Annotated in this window: 20 protein-coding genes; 9 read left to right on the forward strand and 11 right to left on the reverse strand. The window is 63.7% G+C overall.

Going from position 1 to position 18,652, the window contains the following annotated elements:
* Nucleotides 1-100: 100 nt before the first annotated feature.
* From CH294_RS06030 to CH294_RS06040, 3 genes are read left to right on the forward strand one after another with little or no spacing between them, the layout of a single operon-like run.
* On the forward strand, nucleotides 101-1,558 hold the full coding sequence (locus CH294_RS06030; RefSeq protein WP_212709768.1) for an MFS transporter: 1,458 nt from the start codon (nucleotides 101-103) through the stop codon (nucleotides 1,556-1,558).
* Nucleotides 1,559-1,594: 36 nt separating this feature from the next.
* Nucleotides 1,595-2,515, forward strand: a complete 921-nt coding sequence (locus tag CH294_RS06035) for an ABC transporter substrate-binding protein (RefSeq protein ID WP_094737305.1) — start codon at nucleotides 1,595-1,597, stop codon at nucleotides 2,513-2,515.
* A gap of 2 nt (nucleotides 2,516-2,517) precedes the next feature.
* On the forward strand, nucleotides 2,518-3,501 hold the full coding sequence (locus CH294_RS06040; RefSeq protein ID WP_094737306.1) for an ornithine cyclodeaminase family protein: 984 nt from the start codon (nucleotides 2,518-2,520) through the stop codon (nucleotides 3,499-3,501).
* A gap of 218 nt (nucleotides 3,502-3,719) precedes the next feature.
* Here CH294_RS06040 and CH294_RS06045 read toward each other — a convergent pair whose 3' ends face one another.
* On the reverse strand, nucleotides 3,720-4,946 hold the full coding sequence (locus tag CH294_RS06045) for a GGDEF domain-containing protein (protein WP_170944602.1): 1,227 nt from the start codon (nucleotides 4,944-4,946) through the stop codon (nucleotides 3,720-3,722).
* A gap of 121 nt (nucleotides 4,947-5,067) precedes the next feature.
* Here CH294_RS06045 and CH294_RS06050 point away from each other — a divergent pair, with 121 nt between their 5' ends.
* The 3 genes from CH294_RS06050 to CH294_RS06060 are packed head-to-tail and all read left to right on the forward strand — an operon-like array spanning nucleotide 5,068 to nucleotide 7,207.
* On the forward strand, nucleotides 5,068-6,273 hold the full coding sequence (locus CH294_RS06050; protein ID WP_094737376.1) for an MFS transporter: 1,206 nt from the start codon (nucleotides 5,068-5,070) through the stop codon (nucleotides 6,271-6,273).
* A 14-nt stretch (nucleotides 6,274-6,287) separates the two neighbouring features.
* Nucleotides 6,288-6,644 (forward strand): metalloregulator ArsR/SmtB family transcription factor, encoded by a 357-nt coding sequence (locus CH294_RS06055; RefSeq protein WP_032376110.1) that lies wholly within the window; start codon nucleotides 6,288-6,290, stop codon nucleotides 6,642-6,644.
* A 14-nt stretch (nucleotides 6,645-6,658) separates the two neighbouring features.
* On the forward strand, nucleotides 6,659-7,207 hold the full coding sequence (locus tag CH294_RS06060) for a copper resistance CopC family protein (RefSeq protein ID WP_094737308.1): 549 nt from the start codon (nucleotides 6,659-6,661) through the stop codon (nucleotides 7,205-7,207).
* A gap of 22 nt (nucleotides 7,208-7,229) precedes the next feature.
* Here the strand turns inward: CH294_RS06060 and CH294_RS06065 are convergent, their stop codons facing one another.
* Complete coding sequence (locus tag CH294_RS06065; protein WP_094737377.1) at nucleotides 7,230-7,925, reverse strand: DsbA family protein; 696 nt, start codon at nucleotides 7,923-7,925, stop codon at nucleotides 7,230-7,232.
* Nucleotides 7,926-7,992: 67 nt separating this feature from the next.
* Between CH294_RS06065 and CH294_RS06070 the strand changes: the two genes are divergently transcribed.
* Nucleotides 7,993-8,751: a TetR/AcrR family transcriptional regulator gene (locus CH294_RS06070; RefSeq protein WP_094737309.1), complete on the forward strand. Its 759-nt coding sequence runs from the start codon at nucleotides 7,993-7,995 to the stop codon at nucleotides 8,749-8,751.
* Here the strand turns inward: CH294_RS06070 and CH294_RS06075 are convergent.
* The 8 genes from CH294_RS06075 to CH294_RS06110 all read right to left on the reverse strand — a co-directional run bounded on the left by CH294_RS06075 (nucleotide 8,724) and on the right by CH294_RS06110 (nucleotide 16,155).
* On the reverse strand, nucleotides 8,724-9,692 hold the full coding sequence (locus CH294_RS06075; protein WP_037147063.1) for a diiron oxygenase: 969 nt from the start codon (nucleotides 9,690-9,692) through the stop codon (nucleotides 8,724-8,726). The genes CH294_RS06070 and CH294_RS06075 overlap by 28 nt on opposite strands.
* Before the next feature lie 184 nt (nucleotides 9,693-9,876).
* A complete protein-coding gene (locus CH294_RS06080; protein WP_141216455.1) occupies nucleotides 9,877-10,194 on the reverse strand; it encodes a hypothetical protein in 318 nt (105 codons plus the stop codon).
* Nucleotides 10,195-10,291: 97 nt separating this feature from the next.
* A complete protein-coding gene (locus tag CH294_RS06085; protein WP_052077933.1) occupies nucleotides 10,292-11,164 on the reverse strand; it encodes a DUF6282 family protein in 873 nt (290 codons plus the stop codon).
* A complete protein-coding gene (locus CH294_RS06090; protein ID WP_212709769.1) occupies nucleotides 11,143-11,823 on the reverse strand; it encodes an RraA family protein in 681 nt (226 codons plus the stop codon). The genes CH294_RS06085 and CH294_RS06090 overlap by 22 nt, the downstream gene beginning before the upstream one ends.
* Nucleotides 11,820-12,905, reverse strand: coding sequence for an isocitrate/isopropylmalate family dehydrogenase (locus CH294_RS06095; protein ID WP_094737311.1), 1,086 nt, complete (start codon nucleotides 12,903-12,905; stop codon nucleotides 11,820-11,822). The genes CH294_RS06090 and CH294_RS06095 overlap by 4 nt, the downstream gene beginning before the upstream one ends.
* Nucleotides 12,902-13,657, reverse strand: coding sequence for a hypothetical protein (locus CH294_RS06100; protein WP_094737312.1), 756 nt, complete (start codon nucleotides 13,655-13,657; stop codon nucleotides 12,902-12,904). The genes CH294_RS06095 and CH294_RS06100 overlap by 4 nt, the downstream gene beginning before the upstream one ends.
* Nucleotides 13,654-14,586, reverse strand: coding sequence for a hypothetical protein (locus CH294_RS06105; protein ID WP_052057796.1), 933 nt, complete (start codon nucleotides 14,584-14,586; stop codon nucleotides 13,654-13,656). Before CH294_RS06105 ends, CH294_RS06100 begins: the two co-directional genes overlap by 4 nt.
* Before the next feature lie 258 nt (nucleotides 14,587-14,844).
* On the reverse strand, nucleotides 14,845-16,155 hold the full coding sequence (locus CH294_RS06110; protein ID WP_170944603.1) for an MFS transporter: 1,311 nt from the start codon (nucleotides 16,153-16,155) through the stop codon (nucleotides 14,845-14,847).
* A gap of 184 nt (nucleotides 16,156-16,339) precedes the next feature.
* Here CH294_RS06110 and CH294_RS06115 point away from each other — a divergent pair, with 184 nt between their 5' ends.
* Together CH294_RS06115 and CH294_RS06120 are read left to right on the forward strand one after the other, a co-directional pair.
* A complete protein-coding gene (locus CH294_RS06115; protein ID WP_052069903.1) occupies nucleotides 16,340-17,254 on the forward strand; it encodes a LysR family transcriptional regulator in 915 nt (304 codons plus the stop codon).
* A 124-nt stretch (nucleotides 17,255-17,378) separates the two neighbouring features.
* A complete protein-coding gene (locus tag CH294_RS06120) occupies nucleotides 17,379-17,588 on the forward strand; it encodes a tautomerase family protein (RefSeq protein WP_032376103.1) in 210 nt (69 codons plus the stop codon).
* 38 nt (nucleotides 17,589-17,626) lie between these two features.
* Here CH294_RS06120 and CH294_RS06125 read toward each other — a convergent pair whose 3' ends face one another.
* Nucleotides 17,627-18,592, reverse strand: coding sequence for a LysR family transcriptional regulator (locus CH294_RS06125; protein WP_094737314.1), 966 nt, complete (start codon nucleotides 18,590-18,592; stop codon nucleotides 17,627-17,629).
* Between the last annotated feature and the right edge of the window lie 60 nt (nucleotides 18,593-18,652).

Genomic DNA, 18,652 nt, shown 5'->3' on the forward strand with positions numbered 1-18,652 from the left:
ACATTTTGTATACAAATTAGGCAGTCGTTTCGGAGAGTTACGAGAGGCGACTCACCGGAAACATCCGTTGCCGGTGCCTGCCAGCCCGCTGGAGCACACCATGTCTGCCTCTACCTCGGAATCCGTCCCACCTACTCCCATCCCCCCGATCGAACCCACACCGCCACCCGCATCAGGCCTGACCAATGCACTCGATCGCATCGGCTTCACCCGAGTGCAAGGTGCAGTGATCCTGCTGCTGATGGCCGGTCTGTTCTTCGACAGCCTGGAGCAGAACTCGACCGGCGCGATGGGACCGCTCATCAAGGAATCTCTCGGAATCGGTAACGCCCAATTGACACTCATCAACACTGCCACCGTGATCGGCGGTCTCGTGGGACGCCTCATCGGCGGATATATCGCAGACCGCTGGGGTCGCCGAACTGCGTTGAGCCTCAACCTTCTCGTCTACACGCTCGGTGGCCTGATCAGCGCCGCGGCCGTCAGCTACGAAATGTTGCTCGCCAGCCGCTTCATCGTCGGCATAGGCCTCGGCGGCGAATTCACTGTCGGCTTGGCCATTCTCGCCGAACTCGTTGCAACCCGACACCGCGGCTCATTGCTGGCGACGCTCAACATCTCGTCCGGCGGCATCGGCAATATCGCCTCCTTCGGGTTCTTCATGCTGGTACTCGGCCCGCTCGGTGGAGTGCTCGGCGGCGACGACACCTCGTGGCGCTGGACCTACGTCATCCTCGCGTTGCCGGCAGTACTGGTGGTCTTCTTCCGTCGCTATCTGCCCGAGTCTCCTCGGTTCCTGATGTCCAAGGGCAGGATCGACGAGGCCAATCGCAGCCTGACCCGGCTGGCCAGCGGCTCCATCTCCGGTCTCCGAAACCCAGGACCGACAAAGCAATTCGTCACTGCCGAGGACATTCTCCCCAGCACCGAGAAGACGTCCTACGCCGAGGTCTTCAAGGGACAGAACTTGCGCCGCACAGCCGCCGTCGGAGCCGCGTCGTGGATGTCCTTCGGCGCTCAGGTCACGCTGCTGTTCCTGATGCCCATCCTGTTGGTCTCCCGCGGTTATTCCCTGACCGACTCACTGTTGTTCACGATGATCATGAACATCGGTAGCCTGTTCGGAGCCTGTGCCGCATGCTATTTGGCCGGGCGCGTCCGTCGACGCCCCACCGTCATGACCGCTGCGGCTCTCGGTTGCATCTCTGCCATCGCCTTCGCAACCCTGGCGAACAGCGTCGCCACCATCTTGATCCTCGGCGCAATCTTCCAGTTCTTCACGATGATGCTCAACACGATGCTCTCGGTATGGACACCCGAACTGTTCCCCACGTCCATCCGCGGCATGGGCACCTCGGTGGTCAACGGAATCGGCAATGTCGCCGGGGCCGTCATGCCGTTCGCGGCCCTCTTCTTCTTCGATATCGCCGGTGTTGCTGGGGTCTTCATGATGATCGCCGGCATGTACGTCCTCCTCGTCGTCGCCGCGAAGTTCGGCCCGGAGACCTTCGGCCGATCGCTGGAGGCGGTGAACGAAAAGGAACTCGTAGCAGCGTAATTCAGAGCCGTATCACGAAAGAAAGAAGAGAACACCATGACCGACTTCCTGTCCATCTCCGCTACCGCGCACGGACTGAACTACCTTCCCGAGTACTACGCCGATCACGCAGGGCTGTTCGCAGACAACGGCCTGTCCGTCCATGCGAAGGCATGCGATCCGTGGACCGGCGTGCTCGACGACCTCGCCAGCGGCGAAGCCGACATCGCTCTCGGCGGTCTGTGGGTCCCCGGAATATACTGGGGCACATCACGACAGCTCACCGTCTTTGCGCAGCTCAATCACCAGTTCCCCAAAGCACTCGTCATGCGGGAACCGACACCGAATGGATTCGACTGGTCGATGCTGACCGGAAAGACCGTGCTGGCTCCGGGAATCGGAGGCAGTGCACCGTATGCGATCACCGCAGGCATGATGCGCGAGAGTGGAGTCGACTCGTCTCGCACCACCTTCTTGCGAGACTTGTCGACGCCGATGTTCGTCGAACTGTTCGAGGACGGCCTGGGCGATGCGATCATTCTCGACATCACGACCGCCCAGATCATGTCCGATCGCGGCACCGGTCACATCGTCGTCGAATACGCCGAGGTCGGCGGACTCGGACCGAACAGCGTGTACTACTGCCGCACAGACCGTTTCGAGGAACTCGAAGAGCGTCTGGTGAAGTTTGCAACGGGTCTCGACGCCGCTATGGCGACAGTCAAGGCCACCCCGGTGACCGAGCTGGAACCGCTGCTGGCCGAGCACTGGTCGAACATCGCAATGCCGACGCTCTCTGCGGCATGCACCAGAATTCAGCAGTCGCAGACCTGGGACACCATCCGTATCGACGGCGATGCCAGTGACCGCTGGATGCGAATACTGCAGGAAGAAGGCATGGTTCGCTCGGCACCGGCATTCGCAGACCTGGTCACTTCTCGCGTCGTCGACGCAGCCGAGCTCACGTCTGTCGGCTGACCATGACACTGGTACTGCGCCATTCGGAGATATCGGCGCTCCTCGACCGAAGTGAGGTGTCCACCGCGGTCGAGCGCGCCTTGGCCGACCTGTCCGCGGGTAGCGCTCAGAATCCGGCCCCGCCGTCGATGAACGGCATCGATGACGGTCGGATCATCCCTATGGTGGCGCAGTCCGGCACTGCTGAGCTCGCAGTGGTGAAGGTGTTGTCGGACCTGCCGGGGAACCGCGCACGCGGCCTTCCCCGGCAGCGCTCGACCATGTTGGTGACGTCGACTCGCACCGGCGAGTGCGTCGCGGTACTCGACGGCCAGGCGATCACGGCGATTCGTACGGCTGCCGCCAGTGCCGTGGCCACCGCGCACCTCGCACGTGCCGACAGCTCCGTCGTGGGCGTCGTCGGCGCCGGTAACTTGGCCGTCGAACACGTTCGTGCGCTACACGGCGTACGCAATCTCGAGAGCGTCGTCGTTTGGTCTCGATCCGCAGATACCGTGGAACGGTTTCGCGACAACATCGCGGACCTGGATCTGAAGGTCGAACATGCCGTGTCGGTCGAAGATGTTGTGCGGCAATCCCATATCGTCTGCACGCTCACCCCATCGATCACTCCCATCCTGCTCGGCGAGTGGTTGAATGCCGGCACTCACCTCAACGTCGTCGGAGCCGCGCCGCGTCCGAACGAACGCGAGGTCGACGGCAACGCCATGGCGCGGTCGAGGGTGGTGGTGGACAGCACCGCCACAGCCCTGACGAAGTCGGGCGACGCGCTGCTGGCGATCGCCGAGGGGGCCGTCGACGAAAGCCACTTCGATACCGAACTCGGCGACGTCATCACCGGCCGGAAGACCGGACGATCGACCGACGCGGAGATCACGCTCTTCGACTCCACCGGGATCGGACTCGAGGATCTTGCGGTCGCAGAATTGGTGATCGGACGCGCCCGTGCCGACGGAGTGGGGACCGAGATCGATCTGACGTCGTGATCGCCTCCGCAAACGCGCGCGCGTTTGCTGAACGCGCGCAAGATCGCGTCCGATTCGGGCCTATTCCCCTCGCGTCTGACAAACGCGCGCGCGTTTGCGAAGAACCGCACCGCCCACCCCGCACCCGGCCAAGCACCCCACCGCACCCGCACCCCGGCAGGCGGATGAATGCGACTCTGTTGCACTCTGACCGACTGGCACCCACATTGATCCGGATCTCAGGCGCGCTTCGACGAATACATTCGCTCGTCTGCGATACGTAGCAGCTGGTCCGGGTCGGTGGTCGGTTCCCAACTCCATCCGACGCTCACAGTCACCGGGATGCTCAGGCCGTCCAGGTCGTAGGGACCGGCGAGGAGGCCGCGGACTCGGTTGGCGAGGTGTTCGACTCCTTCGGCCGATCGGGCAGTGTGCAGCAGGGCGACGAATTCGTCTCCACCGATACGGCAGGCCACATCGTCCGCACGCACGTTGTCGAGGATGCGACGTCCGATGGCGGCGAGCACGCGATCGCCCACTGCGTGCCCGTATTTATCGTTGATGGATTTGAACGCGTCGACGTCCACGAAGAGCATTCCGACCGGCCGATCGCTGGACATGTCTCTGAGACTGTTCAGCTCGGTCATCAGTCGTCGACGATTTCCCAGCGAGGTGAGGTCGTCGATCAACGCCTGTCGTTCGAGTCGCGCTTCGGCGGCCTTGCGTGCGGTGATGTCCTGGATCTGCGCGATGATCACGTCGCCGGATTCGTCGTCGCGCACCACGGTCGCGTTGCGCTGCACCCAGATGGTGGCACCGTCCTTGCGGATGTATCGCTTCTCCGACGCCACGTTCGTCAGAGTCCCCTCAGCCAATCCCTTCAGGTGTTCGTCGGCGAGGGGAATGTCGTCGGGATGGGTGATGTCACGAAAAGTTTTCTGCTGCAGTTCTTCTGCGGTGTAGCCGAGTAGTTCGCACAGAGCTTTGTTCACCTGGAGCCATCGTCCGTCGCGGGTCATCACAGCTTTGCCGATCGGGGCGTTCTCCATCGTGATTCGAAACAGTCGTATCGCGCGATCTCGCTCCCGTTCGATCTCGGCGCGGGCACTGACGTCGACGACCAACGCGGTGAATCCGACGACGGTGCCGTCGACGATGTCGGGGACGTAGGTGGCCTGGGTAACGCGCACAGCGCCGCTGACGTCGATGAGCGTCCGGTCGAACTGCTGCTGTTCACCGCCGAGCGCAGCGGTGATGTACGGCAAGTTCAGTTGATACAGCGTCTCGCCGAGCAGTTCGCTGATGTGCTTACCGACCAGAACCGACGGCTCGATGCCGAAGTAGTTCGCATACACCTTGTTGGCGAAGACGTTCCGGAGGCCGGAGTCCCAGTAGCCGATCATCGACGGCAACTGGTCGACGGCGCGGCGCATCACCTCGTTCGATGAATTACGCGTGACGGTCATGACCCACCTCATTTACGACGCCGACCTCGCAACGGTACCGAAAGTATTCGCACTTGGCCTGCAAGAAGCACACATCAACACCATGAGTGCGCAAGTGCGCACATATGTGTACGTTGAACCCATGCTTCTTGCCAATCTCGCCTTTCGACGCCTCTTCACGGCGCAGGTCGTCGCGCTGATCGGCACCGGATTGTTGACGGTGGCGCTGGGCCTGCTCGCCTACGACATCGCCGGCAGCTCCGCCGGAGCGGTCCTGGGCACCGCGCTGGCGATCAAGATGATCGCGTATGTCTTTGTCGCACCAATTGTTTCGTCCCTGACGAACGCACTCCCCCGCAAGCTCGTACTCGTCAGCGCGGATGCCGTGCGGGCACTCACAGCGGTGGCATTGCCCTTCATCGATCAGGTATGGCAGATCTACGTCCTGATCTTCCTTCTGCAGGCGGCGTCGGCGACCTTCACGCCCACCTTCCAGGCCGTCATCCCGTCGGTCGTTCCGGACACACGCCAGTACACCCACGCACTGACGCTGTCCCGGCTCGCCTACGACCTCGAATCCTTGGTGAGCCCGTTGATCGCAGCGGCACTGTTGACGGTGATCAGCTTTCACACCCTGTTCGCCGGGACGGCCCTGGGCTTCGTCGTCTCGGCGGTGATGGTGATCGGCACTCGTCTGCCGAAGCACGTTGCGGCCAAGCGCAACAGGCCGACCGACGGCATCACGACCTTCACGAAAAGCCATGAGCTGCAGGGCTTAATGGCGCTGAATACGGTGGTTGCCGCAGCCACGGCACTGGTGACCGTCAACTCCGTGGTCTACGTTCGCGATCTGTTCGCCGGCTCGAACAGTCAACTGGCGATAGCGCTCGGCTTCTACGGTGCCGGCTCGATGGTCGCAGCACTGTTCATTCCGCGAGCCCTCCGATCCACCGACGACCACCGCCTCATGCTCACCGGCGCCGTAGTAGCCGTCGCGGGAACCGCCGCGGCAACGGCAGTCTCGACCCTGAGCGGAGGGCCGACGGCCTGGATTGCTCTCGCCACCACGTGGTCGATATTGGGCATCGGAACCTCGATGATCAACACGCCGTCGGCGAGAATTCTGCGTCGTGAATCCGACGAGAGAACTCGAACGTCGATCTTCACCGCACAGTTCTCGCTGTCTCATGCGGCGTTTCTGATCACGTATCCGGTCGCAGGATGGGTGGGAGCGCAATTCGGACAGTTCACCGCGGCGGCAGTGCTCACCGGCTTGGCTACACTTGCGGGACTGTCCGCAGCACGCCTGTGGAGTCGCTCCCGTGATCCGGTCGTCGTCTCCACGTAGGGAGAAGACGTTCGATGCCACCGAAGAAGGAACCGCGCATCAGTCTCGACCATGCCGTCCAACCCGACTCCGCCCGCCTGGCGACTGCCAGTGACACCTTTCGAATGCTGTCCGATCCCACCCGACTCCACATCCTCTGGCTGCTCGATCGCGGACCCGCGGACGTCAGCGCACTCACCACAGCCACCGGAACCTCGCGTACAGCCGTCAGCCAGCATCTGGCCAAACTCCGATTCACCGGACTCGTCGAGACCCGACGCGAGGGCCGCAACGTCATCTACCGCTTGGCCGACGGCCACCTCGCCCGTCTCGTGCGGGAGGGCCTCAATTTCGCCGACCACAAGGTAACCGGCGAACCTCCACACGAATAGCAAGGAAGCACTCGATGAAACGCCTGGCCGTTATTGCAGCCACAGTTCTCGCCGCGACGACACTGTCGATCGCTCCCGCGTCCGCGCACGCAGCTCTGCAGTCGAGCAATCCTGCCGAGAACGCCGCGCTCGACGCCGCGCCGGACGAGGTGACCTTGACGTTCAATCAGGCGGTGCAGTCGAACTTCGCCACCGTCACCGTCATCGCGCCCGACGGGATCGATTGGGCAGCATCGGATCCCACTGTCGACGGCAGCACGGTGACGGTCGATCTCGACGGCCTCGGCGCGGCAGGTGAGTACACCATCGGCTATCGAGTGGTCTCGGCCGACGGGCATCCGATCACCGGCAGTGTCCCGTTCCAGCTCACCCAGGCATCCCCGGCGGCGGCAACACCGTCGACCACGAACCTGGACTTCACCAACGAGGCCGCGCAGGCCGCACCTCAGGACACCGAGGTGGTCGAGGACAACAGCGGCTTCCCGATCTGGATCATTGCGGTCGTCGTGGTCGCGGTCGGTGCATCGGGTGTCCTGTTCGCGCTACGCAAGCGCACCCCGTGACGATCCACGAAAACCTTAGGTGTCAGGGGCGACCGGCCTGGCTGGAAACACCGAGATAGCCGTCGAGCTCGGCGCGCAATTCGTCCGCTGTGCTCGTGGCGCTTCCGATGGCAACCGGTGCGCGTCCGGGGACTTCGAGCACGACGGTCGGAAAGCCGCGCACTCCCCAATTGCTCGCTCGCGCGAAGTCCGCTTCGGCTGCTGCCGAGGACGCGTCGGTGAAGGCTTCCGCTTCTGCACGCCCGCCGTCGAGACCTACCCGGTCCGCCACGGCGCGATACGTTCGGGCATCGGACAGGCTCGCGCCCTGGAGATAGAAGGCGCTCTGGAGCGCCTGGGCGATCTCGACACTGCGATGCGGTGCCTGGGCGCGCACAGCCGCGAATCCACGTGCGGCGTCGGTCGAATCCAGGACGAATTCTCCGTCGTCGACGAGGTCGCGGAAGGCCGGGCCGAACTGTGCGCCCGTCAATGCGGTGATTCGTTCGTTGGCGGCATGCAGTCCCGTGAACGCGCCGATAGGGCCCACACGGCTACCGACGAACAGTCCACCGGAGATCACCTCGATCGCCGCGGAGTCTGCACGCGATCGCGCGAAGTCGCCGAATGCAGCCTCGAAGCCGTAGCACCAACCGCAGTACGCATCGAACACGTAGGTCAGCTTCGGAGCGGGTGTCGTCTCGTGCGCGTGGGGCGGGTTCTGTGCGTGGTCGGTCATGGTGCCAGCGTAGGAGCGGTGCCGAGGCATTGCACTCCCGGCCAGTGCGGACGTGAGAACATGCAGCATGAGCGACGGTGGGTCACGCCCCAAGTCCGACGGCCGCAAGCGGCGTTGGGAACAGCACAACACCGATCGTCGACGCCATATCATCGCGGCCGCCATGACGGTGCTGGCCCGCGATATCGCACCCGGTGAACGGCTCACCACCGCCCAGATTTCCGCGGAGGCCGGGGTCCATCGCACCGGGCTGTACCGACATTTTCGAGATCGCACCGACCTGGACACCGCCATTCAGCGGGCCATCTGCGACCAGTTGACGGCCGCCCTGGTCACCTCGTTCGAGTTGACCGGCACCCCACGCGATGTGGTGCATCGCACGGTAAGCACCTACGTGCGATGGGTTGCCGAACATCCCGCGTGGACGCGTTTCGTCGAACAGGATGTCAGCGCCGAATCGCCCACTCCCCTCGAAGAAACCAATGCGATGCTGGCCGAGCAGCTGGAGGTGAGCGTTGCCGCGTTCCTCGCGATCGTGCACGCGGATCTCTCGCCCGAGGACTGGTCGCTGGTACGGCCATGGGTGGCTGGACTGGTCTCCGGATGCATGGGCGCGGTACGCAGTTGGAGCGGGCAAACCGAATCACGCACCGGCCTGGACCATTTCGCCACGTTCCTGGCCGACACCATCTGGCTTCAGGTCAAGGGACTCGGGGCGTCCCGCGGCATCGCCATTCCCCAGGTCCCTCTCGAAACCGTCCCTCTCGAAACCGTCCCTCTCGACATCGTCCGAGAAGGTCAGCCGAACGACGGCTCACTGCGGTAGCGCGACGGCCGTCCGTCGATACCGAGAGCGCGCCATACTCGCTTCGAGACTCGGTTCATCAGTCCCAGTTCGCCGGCAAGCATCCGTACGTCACCGAAGGTGTCGCGCAATATCTTTCGTGATGAGTCACTGTTCCACCACACGGCGTCCACTACCTCGTCGGGGATGTCGAGGTCGCGTCGCATCTGCTTGCTCGGTTTCATGATGACGTCGCACAGCAGTCGCATGATGACCGGCGTCAGGATCGAGATCGATGCTTTCTCGAATGGGCCGAGGCGAGGAGCCTTGTACTGCAGGAACTGATGCGCGAAGCCGATGTGGCGGGCTTCCTCGGCGATGTGAATCTGCATCACGCGCTGGACCAGTGGGTGTCCGACGCTCCCGGCACGCAGAACGCCCTTCTGCATGTGGTCGATCGGCTCTTCTCCCGCAAGGACGCCGACGAAGAATCCGAACGGTGCCGATCGGCTGGCGAACAGCGCGAGCACCGGCACGATCTTGCGGAACCATGCGGGCCCGCCCGGCACGTCGATGCCGATGCGGTTCACCAGTTCCTGGAACATCTGGGTGTGGTGGCACTCTTCGGTGGCCTCGTGAGTCGAGTACCGGAATTCGGGTGAGTCGTTGGGCAACGTCAGGGCGTAATGCATGAGGCCGCTGATGAGGATCTGCTCGAACTGCAATCCCACCTTGACCATGCTGGCCTGGCGATACATGCCGATGTGGATCTGCCGGTCCAGGGGAAGTGACTTGTACCAGTCGGTGTGACCGAGCGGGTCCGCGTCGGGCAGCACCCAGCGCGGATCGTTGGGAACGATCGCGTACTCGGGCTCGTCCCACGGAATGTCGAGGAAGGCGTCGAAGTGCTGATGCACCGATGCCGTCGACAGCGCATGCAAGGTGTCGCGGTAGTGCGTTCGTGAGTCGTCGACTGCAGTCATGGTGGTCCTTCCGCCTGCGTCCGAACAAGATGTACGAAGAATGTGTACGCAACACAGCGTCACACATAAAACCGGTTAGTGCAACGGACCGTCGCAGATACTCCAGGAATTCGCTTCGAAACGACGAAACCGGTCGACCGCTGTGCGGTCGACCGGCCTGGAGGACTCTTCGCGCGCCGTCGCTCTACAACACCATCGCAAGGAAGCCCGCACCGACGATGATGCCGAGAATTCCGGTGCCGATGGCCAACGCCGTGTCGGTACGTTCGGCGCGCTCCCCGGTGAGGTCGGGGGTGCGGTCGGCCCACAGCGCTGCCGCGACGGCGATGATGCCGGCGGCGATACCCAGACCGGCGGCCCAGAACGAGACGATCGACAACGCGCCGAACATGACGGCAATCTCGGTTACCTGAGCGCGGGTACGAATACGTCGGTTCCACCACTTGGGCGACATGTCGTCGTCCATATCGTGGGCGTCGATATTCGGGGAGGTGACTGTCACGGTTATCTCCTTCCTCAGGCAGGCTGAGCTGGGGTTCGGTGCGCGAAAATACGCAACACCATTTTGGCACTCGGCGACCGAGAGTGCCAATCCCCTGCTAGGACGCGATGAGTCTCGAGGGCCGTTCGACGAGCAGCTCACGAATCTCGCGCTCGGACACACCATTGCTCCGCAACCACGCTCGCGTCTCGGTCAGCCACTCCTCGATATCGGGACTGGCCGGCTGCCCGAGGTCGGAACTGAGGATCACCCGCGGATGCGCCCCGATGGACGCAAGGAGTTCCTCCGGCGTCCGCCGTTTCAGGATGTACGTCAGACCGGTGAGTTCGATGAAGACCTGTTCGAGATCCGCGAGGGCACGGAGGTCGTCATCGGTCAGCCCCACGATGGGGTGAGTGGCGTGCGTGACGACGATGCGCGAAACTCCGTGCTCGACGGCACAATCGACGACGCGCATCACCTCGTCGCGCACGCAGTGGCCGGTGGCCAACACAACCGGCAGATCGGCACAGGCGGCGATCACCTCGACGGTCTCGGGCAGCAACCGACCCTCGTCGTCACTCACACGTATACCCACGCTGCGGGCACCGATGTCCGGGTGGAACGCATCCTGCGACGGGGCGTGCGCGTGCCCTGTCAGTGTCGGTAAATAGATCAGCGGGCGAGCCGGAGAATCGGGCCCGTGGGTCAGTACTGCTTGCTCGACGACCCTCGGATCGAGACCACCCGCAAGATGATTGAGCACCACCGAACCCGATACCGGTAGTCCCCGCCTGCGAGCCTCCCAGGCGACCGCGGTGGTGGAGGCCAGGTGAGACTTGACCACCACCCATCCTGCGAGCCGCCGATACTCCTCACCCGCCTCCAGCACGGTGCGCCGTCGCCGCAGCGTGTCGACCCCGGCGTGATGGTGGATATCCACGACCTCCCGTTGCGCAGGGTCCACCATCACGGCCTTGCCGGCTCCCACGGTGTCGCATAGCCGAATTCGCTTCGAGCTCGGTCCAATCGAGCACCGGCCCGAACTGCGTCGGCGATGCGTCGTTCGGTTTCGTCGACCTGTGTTGCGCGCTCGGCCACCGTCTCCGCGATCGCCCGAGGAATCCGAATCGCACCGTTGTCGTCGGCGACGATCACATCGCCCGGACTCACTCGCACCCCGTGTACATCGATGTCGTTGCCGGTTGCCGCGAGCGTGACGCGATTCTTTCCGCTGACCATCGACACCCCTGTGCTGAACAAGGGGTACCCGTGACTTCGGATCTCGGCGATGTCGCGGGCGGAACCGTGAATCACCGTGCCGGCGACACCGCGCTGCATGGCCACCGCGGTCAGGATGTTGCCCCAGTTGGTGCATTCGAGGCTGCCACCGTTGTCGACGACGATGACCGCCCCTGCGGGTACGTCGTCGATGTAGTTGGCGGCATTGTGGAAGGTTGTCGTATCTTCCACCGGCCCGTACGTGACGGTGTAGGCGACCCCGACCATGGTCACTCCCGGTACCCGACAAGCGATTCCGGTGAGCACACCCGGAATGCCGAGGCTGTCGAGGGCATCGGACACTGCGGCGGTGTCTGTGAGGCGGAGGCGATCGATCACGTCGTCGAGCGCGGGTGCGGGCAGTGTCACGATAGCTCCTCGATGATGGCCTTGGCGGCGATGGATGTGCTGGCGGAACCGCCGAGATCGTACGTAACGGTGGTCCCGGCACGGATGACGTTCGATACCGCGGTGCGAATTCGGGAGGCCGCGGTGTCCTCACCCAGATGCTCGGCGAGCTGCGCGATGGTCAGGATCATGGCCATCGGATTGGCTCGCCCGGCTCCTGCCATCCCGGGCGCGCTGCCGTGGACCGGCTCGAAGTAGCACCCACCGTCGCCGATGTTCGCGCTACTGGCCAATCCCAACCCTCCCATCACCCCCGCGCCGAGATCGGAGAGGATGTCTCCGAACATGTTCTCGGCGACGACGACGCCGAATCGCCCCGGGCTCTTGACCATCCACAGTGCGACGGCATCCACGTTGGCGATCTCGAAGTCGATATCGGGGTAGTCGGCGGCAACGGTCTCGAGCCGTCCGCGCAGGAAGTTGCTGCTCTGCCGCAGCACATTCGGCTTGTCTGCGAGAGTGACGAGCGAGTGCCCACCCACCACCGCACGCTCGAAGGCGAAGCGGAGTAGCCGATCGATTCCTACCCGGGTCTGCAGGCGCAGACTGACACTGGTGTCCGCGGGTCCCGAGGCGGCTGCATTCGGGTGAGTCGACACCAGATTCCAGAGTTCGCCGTCGAGTCCGTGGTAGTCGAATCCGGCATACAACCCCTCGGTGTTCTCGCGGACCACTTCGAAGGCGAAGGTGTCTGCGCGGTAATCCGTGACCGGACGCAGGTTGGCGTACAAGCCGAGTCGCTGCCGAAGCTGGATGACGGGCGATACGAATCGCACACCGGTGCCGCGAAGCTCCACGGGCAGTTCGGCTTCGGCCTCGCGCAACGGCTTGCTGGTGATCGCCGCGAGCAGACACCCGTCCGTCCGGTCGATGAGATCCCACGTCCGTTCCGGAACCGGGTTGCCCTCGGTTTGCCAGCAGGACCATCCGACGTCACCGAATTCGAGTGTCCAGTCGAGACCTGCGGCGGCGATGATCGGCAGGGCTGCATCGGTCACCTCGGGACCGATGCCGTCGCCGGGCAATACTGCAATGGTGGTCATGCCGCTCCTTCGATGTTGTGGCGGTTCGTGTCTCGCGCATCTGCGAATATCGGGTGGGCCGCGAGAGCGCGCGCGACGGCCGGCCAGTTGTCTCGATGTGGACGCATTCCGGAACGAGGGATATCGGCGATCACACCGTGTTCGGGTACGCGAACGGTTGCCGTGGTGACCAATCTGGATTCCTGGCCGACGATCGCAAGCATCGGTCCTCGGTGATCCGCAACGACAGATTCGAGGTCGATCGATGTCAGCATCGACATCCCCATCTCGATCCGGCGGCAGGCGTCGTCGATGTCGTCGATATCGGTTGCTGCACCCTCGACGAACGGAGACCGCACAGAGTGCGATCGGACGTAGAAGTCCAAGGTGCGTAGAGCGTCGTCGATCCTCCGGTGCCGGGCAAGTTCCGCTACCTCGCCGAGTCGCTGCGCCAGTGAGGCGTCGGCGATCGTCGGTGCCGACACGGTCAACACCGCGGCGTCGGGCCCTACCGCGGGCAACATTGCCTGAACCACTGCGCCGCCGAATGCGTTACCGCAGAACAGGTTCGATTCCGACAGCTCCGGTCGACGACGCAGCCATTCGGCGGCCACGTCGGCCACGGACATCGCGTCGTCCTCGAGAACGGCGAGGGTATCGACAAGCTCCACCGCGTAGCCCGCCGCCCGTAGCCAGGCGCTGATCGGATCGAAGAATCCCGGATCGAACACCGGTTGGACGGGCCCGAAGACCACGGCACGACCCCGCGTCACGAGGCGATACCGTGCAGGTCCCGGGCCGCGAGAACGGAGTCCCGATGGCTGCCGCGGAAGTGCTCACGCTGGTCGATGGACAGATCGAAGTGGCCCATCAGCAGATCGGTCATCGGAATTGCCGGCCGCGACTCCGCGACCGATGCGGCAAGGAAATCCGAAAGCTCCAGTACGGTACCGAGATCCACTGCTCGTGAGTCGATCGTGGGGTCACGATCGAGGTATGCGATCCACTGCTCTGCGATGAGATTGCCCGCACCTTTGCCCATACCGAGAACCGACGAGTCGATCCACGTGGCACCGCTGCCCACAGCGGCGAGGGCGTTGGCGAGGGCCAATCCGAGATTGTTGTGGGCGTGCAGACCCGCCGCGGCCGGGGTGACGATCTCCACGAGATTGATCAGCGATCCGACATCCGAGGGGCGGAGGCTGCCGTTGGAGTCGGCCAGGTACACCACGTCCGCACCGGCCTCGCTGGCACGCAGTGAGAGATCGGCGATCTCCCGAGGTGCGAGACGGCTGACGCGGGTCAAGTTGGCGCACACGGTGAATCCCATGTCCTTGGCCGCAGTGAGCATCGCGAAATCGGACTCCGCCGGCGACTGCGTCAGGCACAACCGCATCAATCGCGCCCCCGCGTCGTACGATGCCGCCACGTCGGCGTAGCTCATGTTCTTCGGGTGTCCGATCAGACCGGTGTGATCGGGCCCGATGTGCTGCGCCAGTGCTCGCACGTAGTCCGGATCACCTCGCCCGGTCAGTCCGGTGCTCTTCGACGGATCGAAAGAGCCTTTGAGATAGGCGATTTCGACCCAGTCGAAGCCTGCATCGACGCTTCGCCGGGCGTGCTCGAGTGCATAGTCGAGTGTGAAGTTGAAACCGTTTCGATAGCCGCCGTCTCGCAGCGTCACATCGATGTTCGTGATCATGGAGCCCCCAGTCCGCTGAGAAAGTGTCGGATCGTGACACACGTTCTGCGGGAGGCGTCGTCGCGTCCCAGGGAGAAAGTTAGGAAAGCTATTCGAGTTGCGCAACCGGCGACGGGCAGTCGTGACCCGCACCACGAAACCGGCCGTGAACAGCGCGTTAACGATAGCTATGTACTCGGTAATGTCCCCAGGTGAAACGCGGGCTCCCCGGACCGACGGGCTGATCCGGGGAGCGTGATCCATGCATCCACTTTTGAATCAGGGATTGTGCTCGCGGGCGCTGGACACGAAGACCACCGCCGCGATCAGCGAGGTGATACCGGCGAACCAGTAGAAGGTCTCGGTGATGCCGAGGTGCGTCGACACCAACCCCGCGATGATGGCGGGCACGGAGATCGCGATGTACGCGATCACGAAATACGCGGCCAGCACTTCGCCGCGCTGGGCATCGGGTGCCGCCTGGGTCACCCGTCGCGTTCCTGCCATGAAGGCGAGGCCGAAGCCGACACCGGTTGCGATGGCTCCGGCGAAGAAGGTCACCGAGGTGGACGTGGCAAGTCCGATCGAGGCGAGTACGAGGCCGACGATCAGCGCAGCAGACCCAACCAGTGCCGACGAGCGAATGGTGGCCGCGGGCCTGGTGAGATTCCAGATCAGTTGGCTGACCCCGCCGACGCCCTGAACGGCCAGGATGACCAGACCGGCCACCAGATGATTGTTGACGTGCAGAAGTTCCTTCGCGATGGTGCCGCCGAGCGCGAGATACAGGCCACCGACCGACCACGCCGCGGTCACGCTGAGTCCCCCGATGGCGAACTCGCGGCGGATACCCGCGGGCAGGCTCAGTCGCTGGATTCTGATCAGGCTGCTGCGCAACGACTGGCGATTCGCCACCGTCTCCGGAACCCAGATCGCAATCCCCACCAGAACCACCACGGACAGTCCTGCCACCACCAGGTACGGGGTCACCAACCGCGCCGGTGCCCACTGCGCCAACACGCCTGTGAGCACGGCACCGAAGGCGATGCCCGACGCCGTCGCCGTGCTGTTCACCAGGGACGCGACGCGATGATCGCGGCGAAAGTGCAACTCCGACAATGCAGCACCGGCGGCACCGGTGAACACGCCGGTTGCGACACCCTGAATCGCACGGGCCGCGTACAGCCATCCCACGTTGTCTGCGAACACGAAAACCACCATGCTGGCCGCCAGGACTCCGATGCTGCCGAGCATCACCGGACGCCTGCCGATGCGATCGGACAGACCGCCCATCGTCAGCAAGGCGAGCAGCACACCGCCCGCGTAGATCCCGTAGATGAGGGTGATCGTGGTGGCCGAGAATCCCCACTTCGCCTGGTAGTCGACGTACAGAGGCGAGGGTGTTCCGCTGGCGGCCAGGGCCAGCGCGGTGGCGGCGGTGACCAGCCAGAAGGACAGGCGCGATGCCTGCGGGGCAGGCGCGGCAGCAGACGCCGCTTCGATTGCATCTTCGACCAACGCGGATCCGACGACGTCGTTCGATGCGAATGCGGCAGTGTCGCCGCTACTGGTACGTGCAGTGGATGTCACGAGAATGCTCCGTTCGCGTGCTCGTCGTGTACGCACGAGTGATGTGAATGCAGATGGACCGACACGGCGGTGTGTCGATACAGACGAGGCTAGCGACAGGAGATCGGTATCGGGTAAGACCGAATCAGCGTAGGGGGTATAGCCTAGTGGCTATGTCTTTAGGCTATGGCCCGGCGAGCCGACGGTGACCGACCTCGACGAGATCGCCATGCGCCATCTCCGCTACTTCCTCACCGTGGTCCGTGAGGGCAGTGTGTCTGCGGCAGCCAAGGAATTGCGTATCGCCCAGCCGAGTCTGAGCAATCAGCTGCGCAAGCTCGAAGCGCGCGTCGGCGTCGAACTGTTCGCCCGCTCGGCCGGCGGGATGACCCTGACGCCTGCCGGCAGAATCTTCCTCGACGGCGTGGAGACCATTCCCACCCAGTTCAGAGCGGCAGTTGCCAATGCTGTGCGAGCAGAACACAACTGGTCGATCGGGGTGTGCTCGGGCGTTCCGTCGCACGTCATCGAGTTGGTGGAACGAGCGCTCGAGCGGCAGGCACGGGATGCAATGGGAACCTCGGCCAGCATCGAACTGCGCTCGGCCGGCTCGACGCGACAGGCCACACTGCTCGAGCACGGGGAGTTGAGCTTCGGGCTCGCGCGGTTGCCGCTCGACAACGACCGGCTGGTCGCCGCGCAGGTGTGGCGCGAGGAGCTGGGCGTCGTGGTGGGCAAACACCACCCGTTCGCCGCCGGCCCCACCGTCACGTGGTCGCAGCTGGTCACTCAACGACTTCTGTGGTTCGACACCGCGAAGGCACCGCTCTACGCAAGTTCGCTCCTCACCGCCCTGCATGCGGCCGGTTGGGCACCCGACCTCGTGGTTGCCGACACCAGCCGCCACATCTTGTTCCAGCATCTCCTGCAGACCAACCCCGATCTGGTGTCGTTGCGGCCACGATCGGCGATCGAACCGGATCCCATCCTGCAGTGGAAATCGATCTCCGACGGGCCCGCGCTGGAGGAGAGGCTCGGCCTCACCGCCATGCAGGGAACCGACTACGCCGAGATCGTGCAACGCGCGGCTTTGGCAAGCGGATGGCTGTCCGGGGTATAGCAGTTTCGATATGTGACAACGGCCACTTGCCGGTACATGGCTCGGTACACACTGTTAGCGTCGGCAGCGTTCACAGCGGTCGGATCGACCGGCCGACATTTCCCTCCCGTTGTCAGGAGCTGCAATGCCGATACTGCACATCGTTCAAACCCCCGGACAGTCGCCCGAGGTGAAGAAGGAACTGCTGGAGAAGCTGACGTCGACCTACGTCGAGGTCACCGGCGCAAAGCCCGCCAGTGTCTGGGCGACCATCGAAGAGGTGTCGAAAGACGACTGGTCGATCGGCGGCGAGACGCTGGCCGATCGCGCCGCGAAGGCAGCGCTGAGTTCGTAACCCGCGCAACGTGACCGGATCGACCGAAGGCGTGTTGTTCAGCGCTTTCGGTCGATCCGCTTCGGATCGATCGTCGGAGCTCCCGAGAACTGGTGCCGCCGAGAAACGATGAAATCGCGGAACAGCTCCACCGGTGGCGGCAAGGTCCGATCGCGCAGCCACACCAGTCCGATTTCTCGGAACGCATCCTGATCGATCAGTTCCAGCTCGACGATATTGGGCCACCGAGCGGCCGTCGGCGGCATCACCGCGACACCGAGTCCGGAGCTCACCAACCCACGGATCGTCTCGGACTCTCTGCTCGTGAACACCACATTGGGACTGAAATCAGCTCGAGTACACAGCTTTCGCACTATATCGCTGATCCAGTAGAAGTCGGGGAAGCCGATGAACGCTTCGCCCTGAACCTCGCGCAGCAACACCGAACGCTGCTGAGCGAGTCGATGACCGCGCGGCACCAGCAGGCGGAGGTACTGAATTTGCACCGTTACCGTCTCGATTTCAGGAGACGACGGGGGCGGTGAGATGAGCGTGAGGTCGATTGCATTGCGCCTCAATGCATCCAGAAGGTCTTCACCGCTTCCCTGCATCAAGTCGATCGACACCCGGGGGTATCGAGTATGGAAGTCGCGGACTATGCGCGGAACGGCATCGCCACCCATGGTGAGCGGAAAGCCGAAAGACACCTTTCCTCGACCGGGGTCGACTGCCTCGAGTGTGTGCGCAATTCCCGCTTCGATCTCTTCGACGGCGCGTTCGACGTACTGAGCGAAGATCTTGCCGGCCGGCGTGAGGCGCACCGAGCGGCCACGCCTCACGAACAGTTGGATGCCGAGTTCCTCCTCGAGCCGGGCCAACGACCGACTCATCGTGGGCTGCGGAACACCCAGCGCAGCAGCAGCATTGGTCATGTGTTCGGATCTCGCAACCGCTGCGAACTGCGCCAGCTTGGGCATCAGATCCGCAGCTGCCACCGCCGCGCCGGTCTCCCCCTCATGCATCATTGCATGGATAATAGGTCAATTGATCATTGGACGCATCTGCAGCATCTGCTTACTGTCGCA

The sequence above is a fragment of the Rhodococcus sp. 14-2483-1-1 genome, assembly GCF_002259335.1.
Classification (GTDB): domain Bacteria; phylum Actinomycetota; class Actinomycetes; order Mycobacteriales; family Mycobacteriaceae; genus Rhodococcoides.

Coding starts and splice junctions, on each gene's coding strand:
- CH294_RS06030 (WP_212709768.1), top strand. CDS start 101: ATGTCTGCCTCTACCTCGGAATCCGTCCCACCTACTCCCATCCCCCCG.
- CH294_RS06035 (WP_094737305.1), top strand. CDS start 1,595: ATGACCGACTTCCTGTCCATCTCCGCTACCGCGCACGGACTGAACTAC.
- CH294_RS06040 (WP_094737306.1), top strand. CDS start 2,518: ATGACACTGGTACTGCGCCATTCGGAGATATCGGCGCTCCTCGACCGA.
- CH294_RS06045 (WP_170944602.1), bottom strand. CDS start 4,946: ATGACCGTCACGCGTAATTCATCGAACGAGGTGATGCGCCGCGCCGTC.
- CH294_RS06050 (WP_094737376.1), top strand. CDS start 5,068: ATGCTTCTTGCCAATCTCGCCTTTCGACGCCTCTTCACGGCGCAGGTC.
- CH294_RS06055 (WP_032376110.1), top strand. CDS start 6,288: ATGCCACCGAAGAAGGAACCGCGCATCAGTCTCGACCATGCCGTCCAA.
- CH294_RS06060 (WP_094737308.1), top strand. CDS start 6,659: ATGAAACGCCTGGCCGTTATTGCAGCCACAGTTCTCGCCGCGACGACA.
- CH294_RS06065 (WP_094737377.1), bottom strand. CDS start 7,925: ATGACCGACCACGCACAGAACCCGCCCCACGCGCACGAGACGACACCC.
- CH294_RS06070 (WP_094737309.1), top strand. CDS start 7,993: ATGAGCGACGGTGGGTCACGCCCCAAGTCCGACGGCCGCAAGCGGCGT.
- CH294_RS06075 (WP_037147063.1), bottom strand. CDS start 9,692: ATGACTGCAGTCGACGACTCACGAACGCACTACCGCGACACCTTGCAT.
- CH294_RS06095 (WP_094737311.1), bottom strand. CDS start 12,905: ATGACCACCATTGCAGTATTGCCCGGCGACGGCATCGGTCCCGAGGTG.
- CH294_RS06105 (WP_052057796.1), bottom strand. CDS start 14,586: ATGATCACGAACATCGATGTGACGCTGCGAGACGGCGGCTATCGAAAC.
- CH294_RS06120 (WP_032376103.1), top strand. CDS start 17,379: ATGCCGATACTGCACATCGTTCAAACCCCCGGACAGTCGCCCGAGGTG.
- CH294_RS06125 (WP_094737314.1), bottom strand. CDS start 18,592: ATGATGCATGAGGGGGAGACCGGCGCGGCGGTGGCAGCTGCGGATCTG.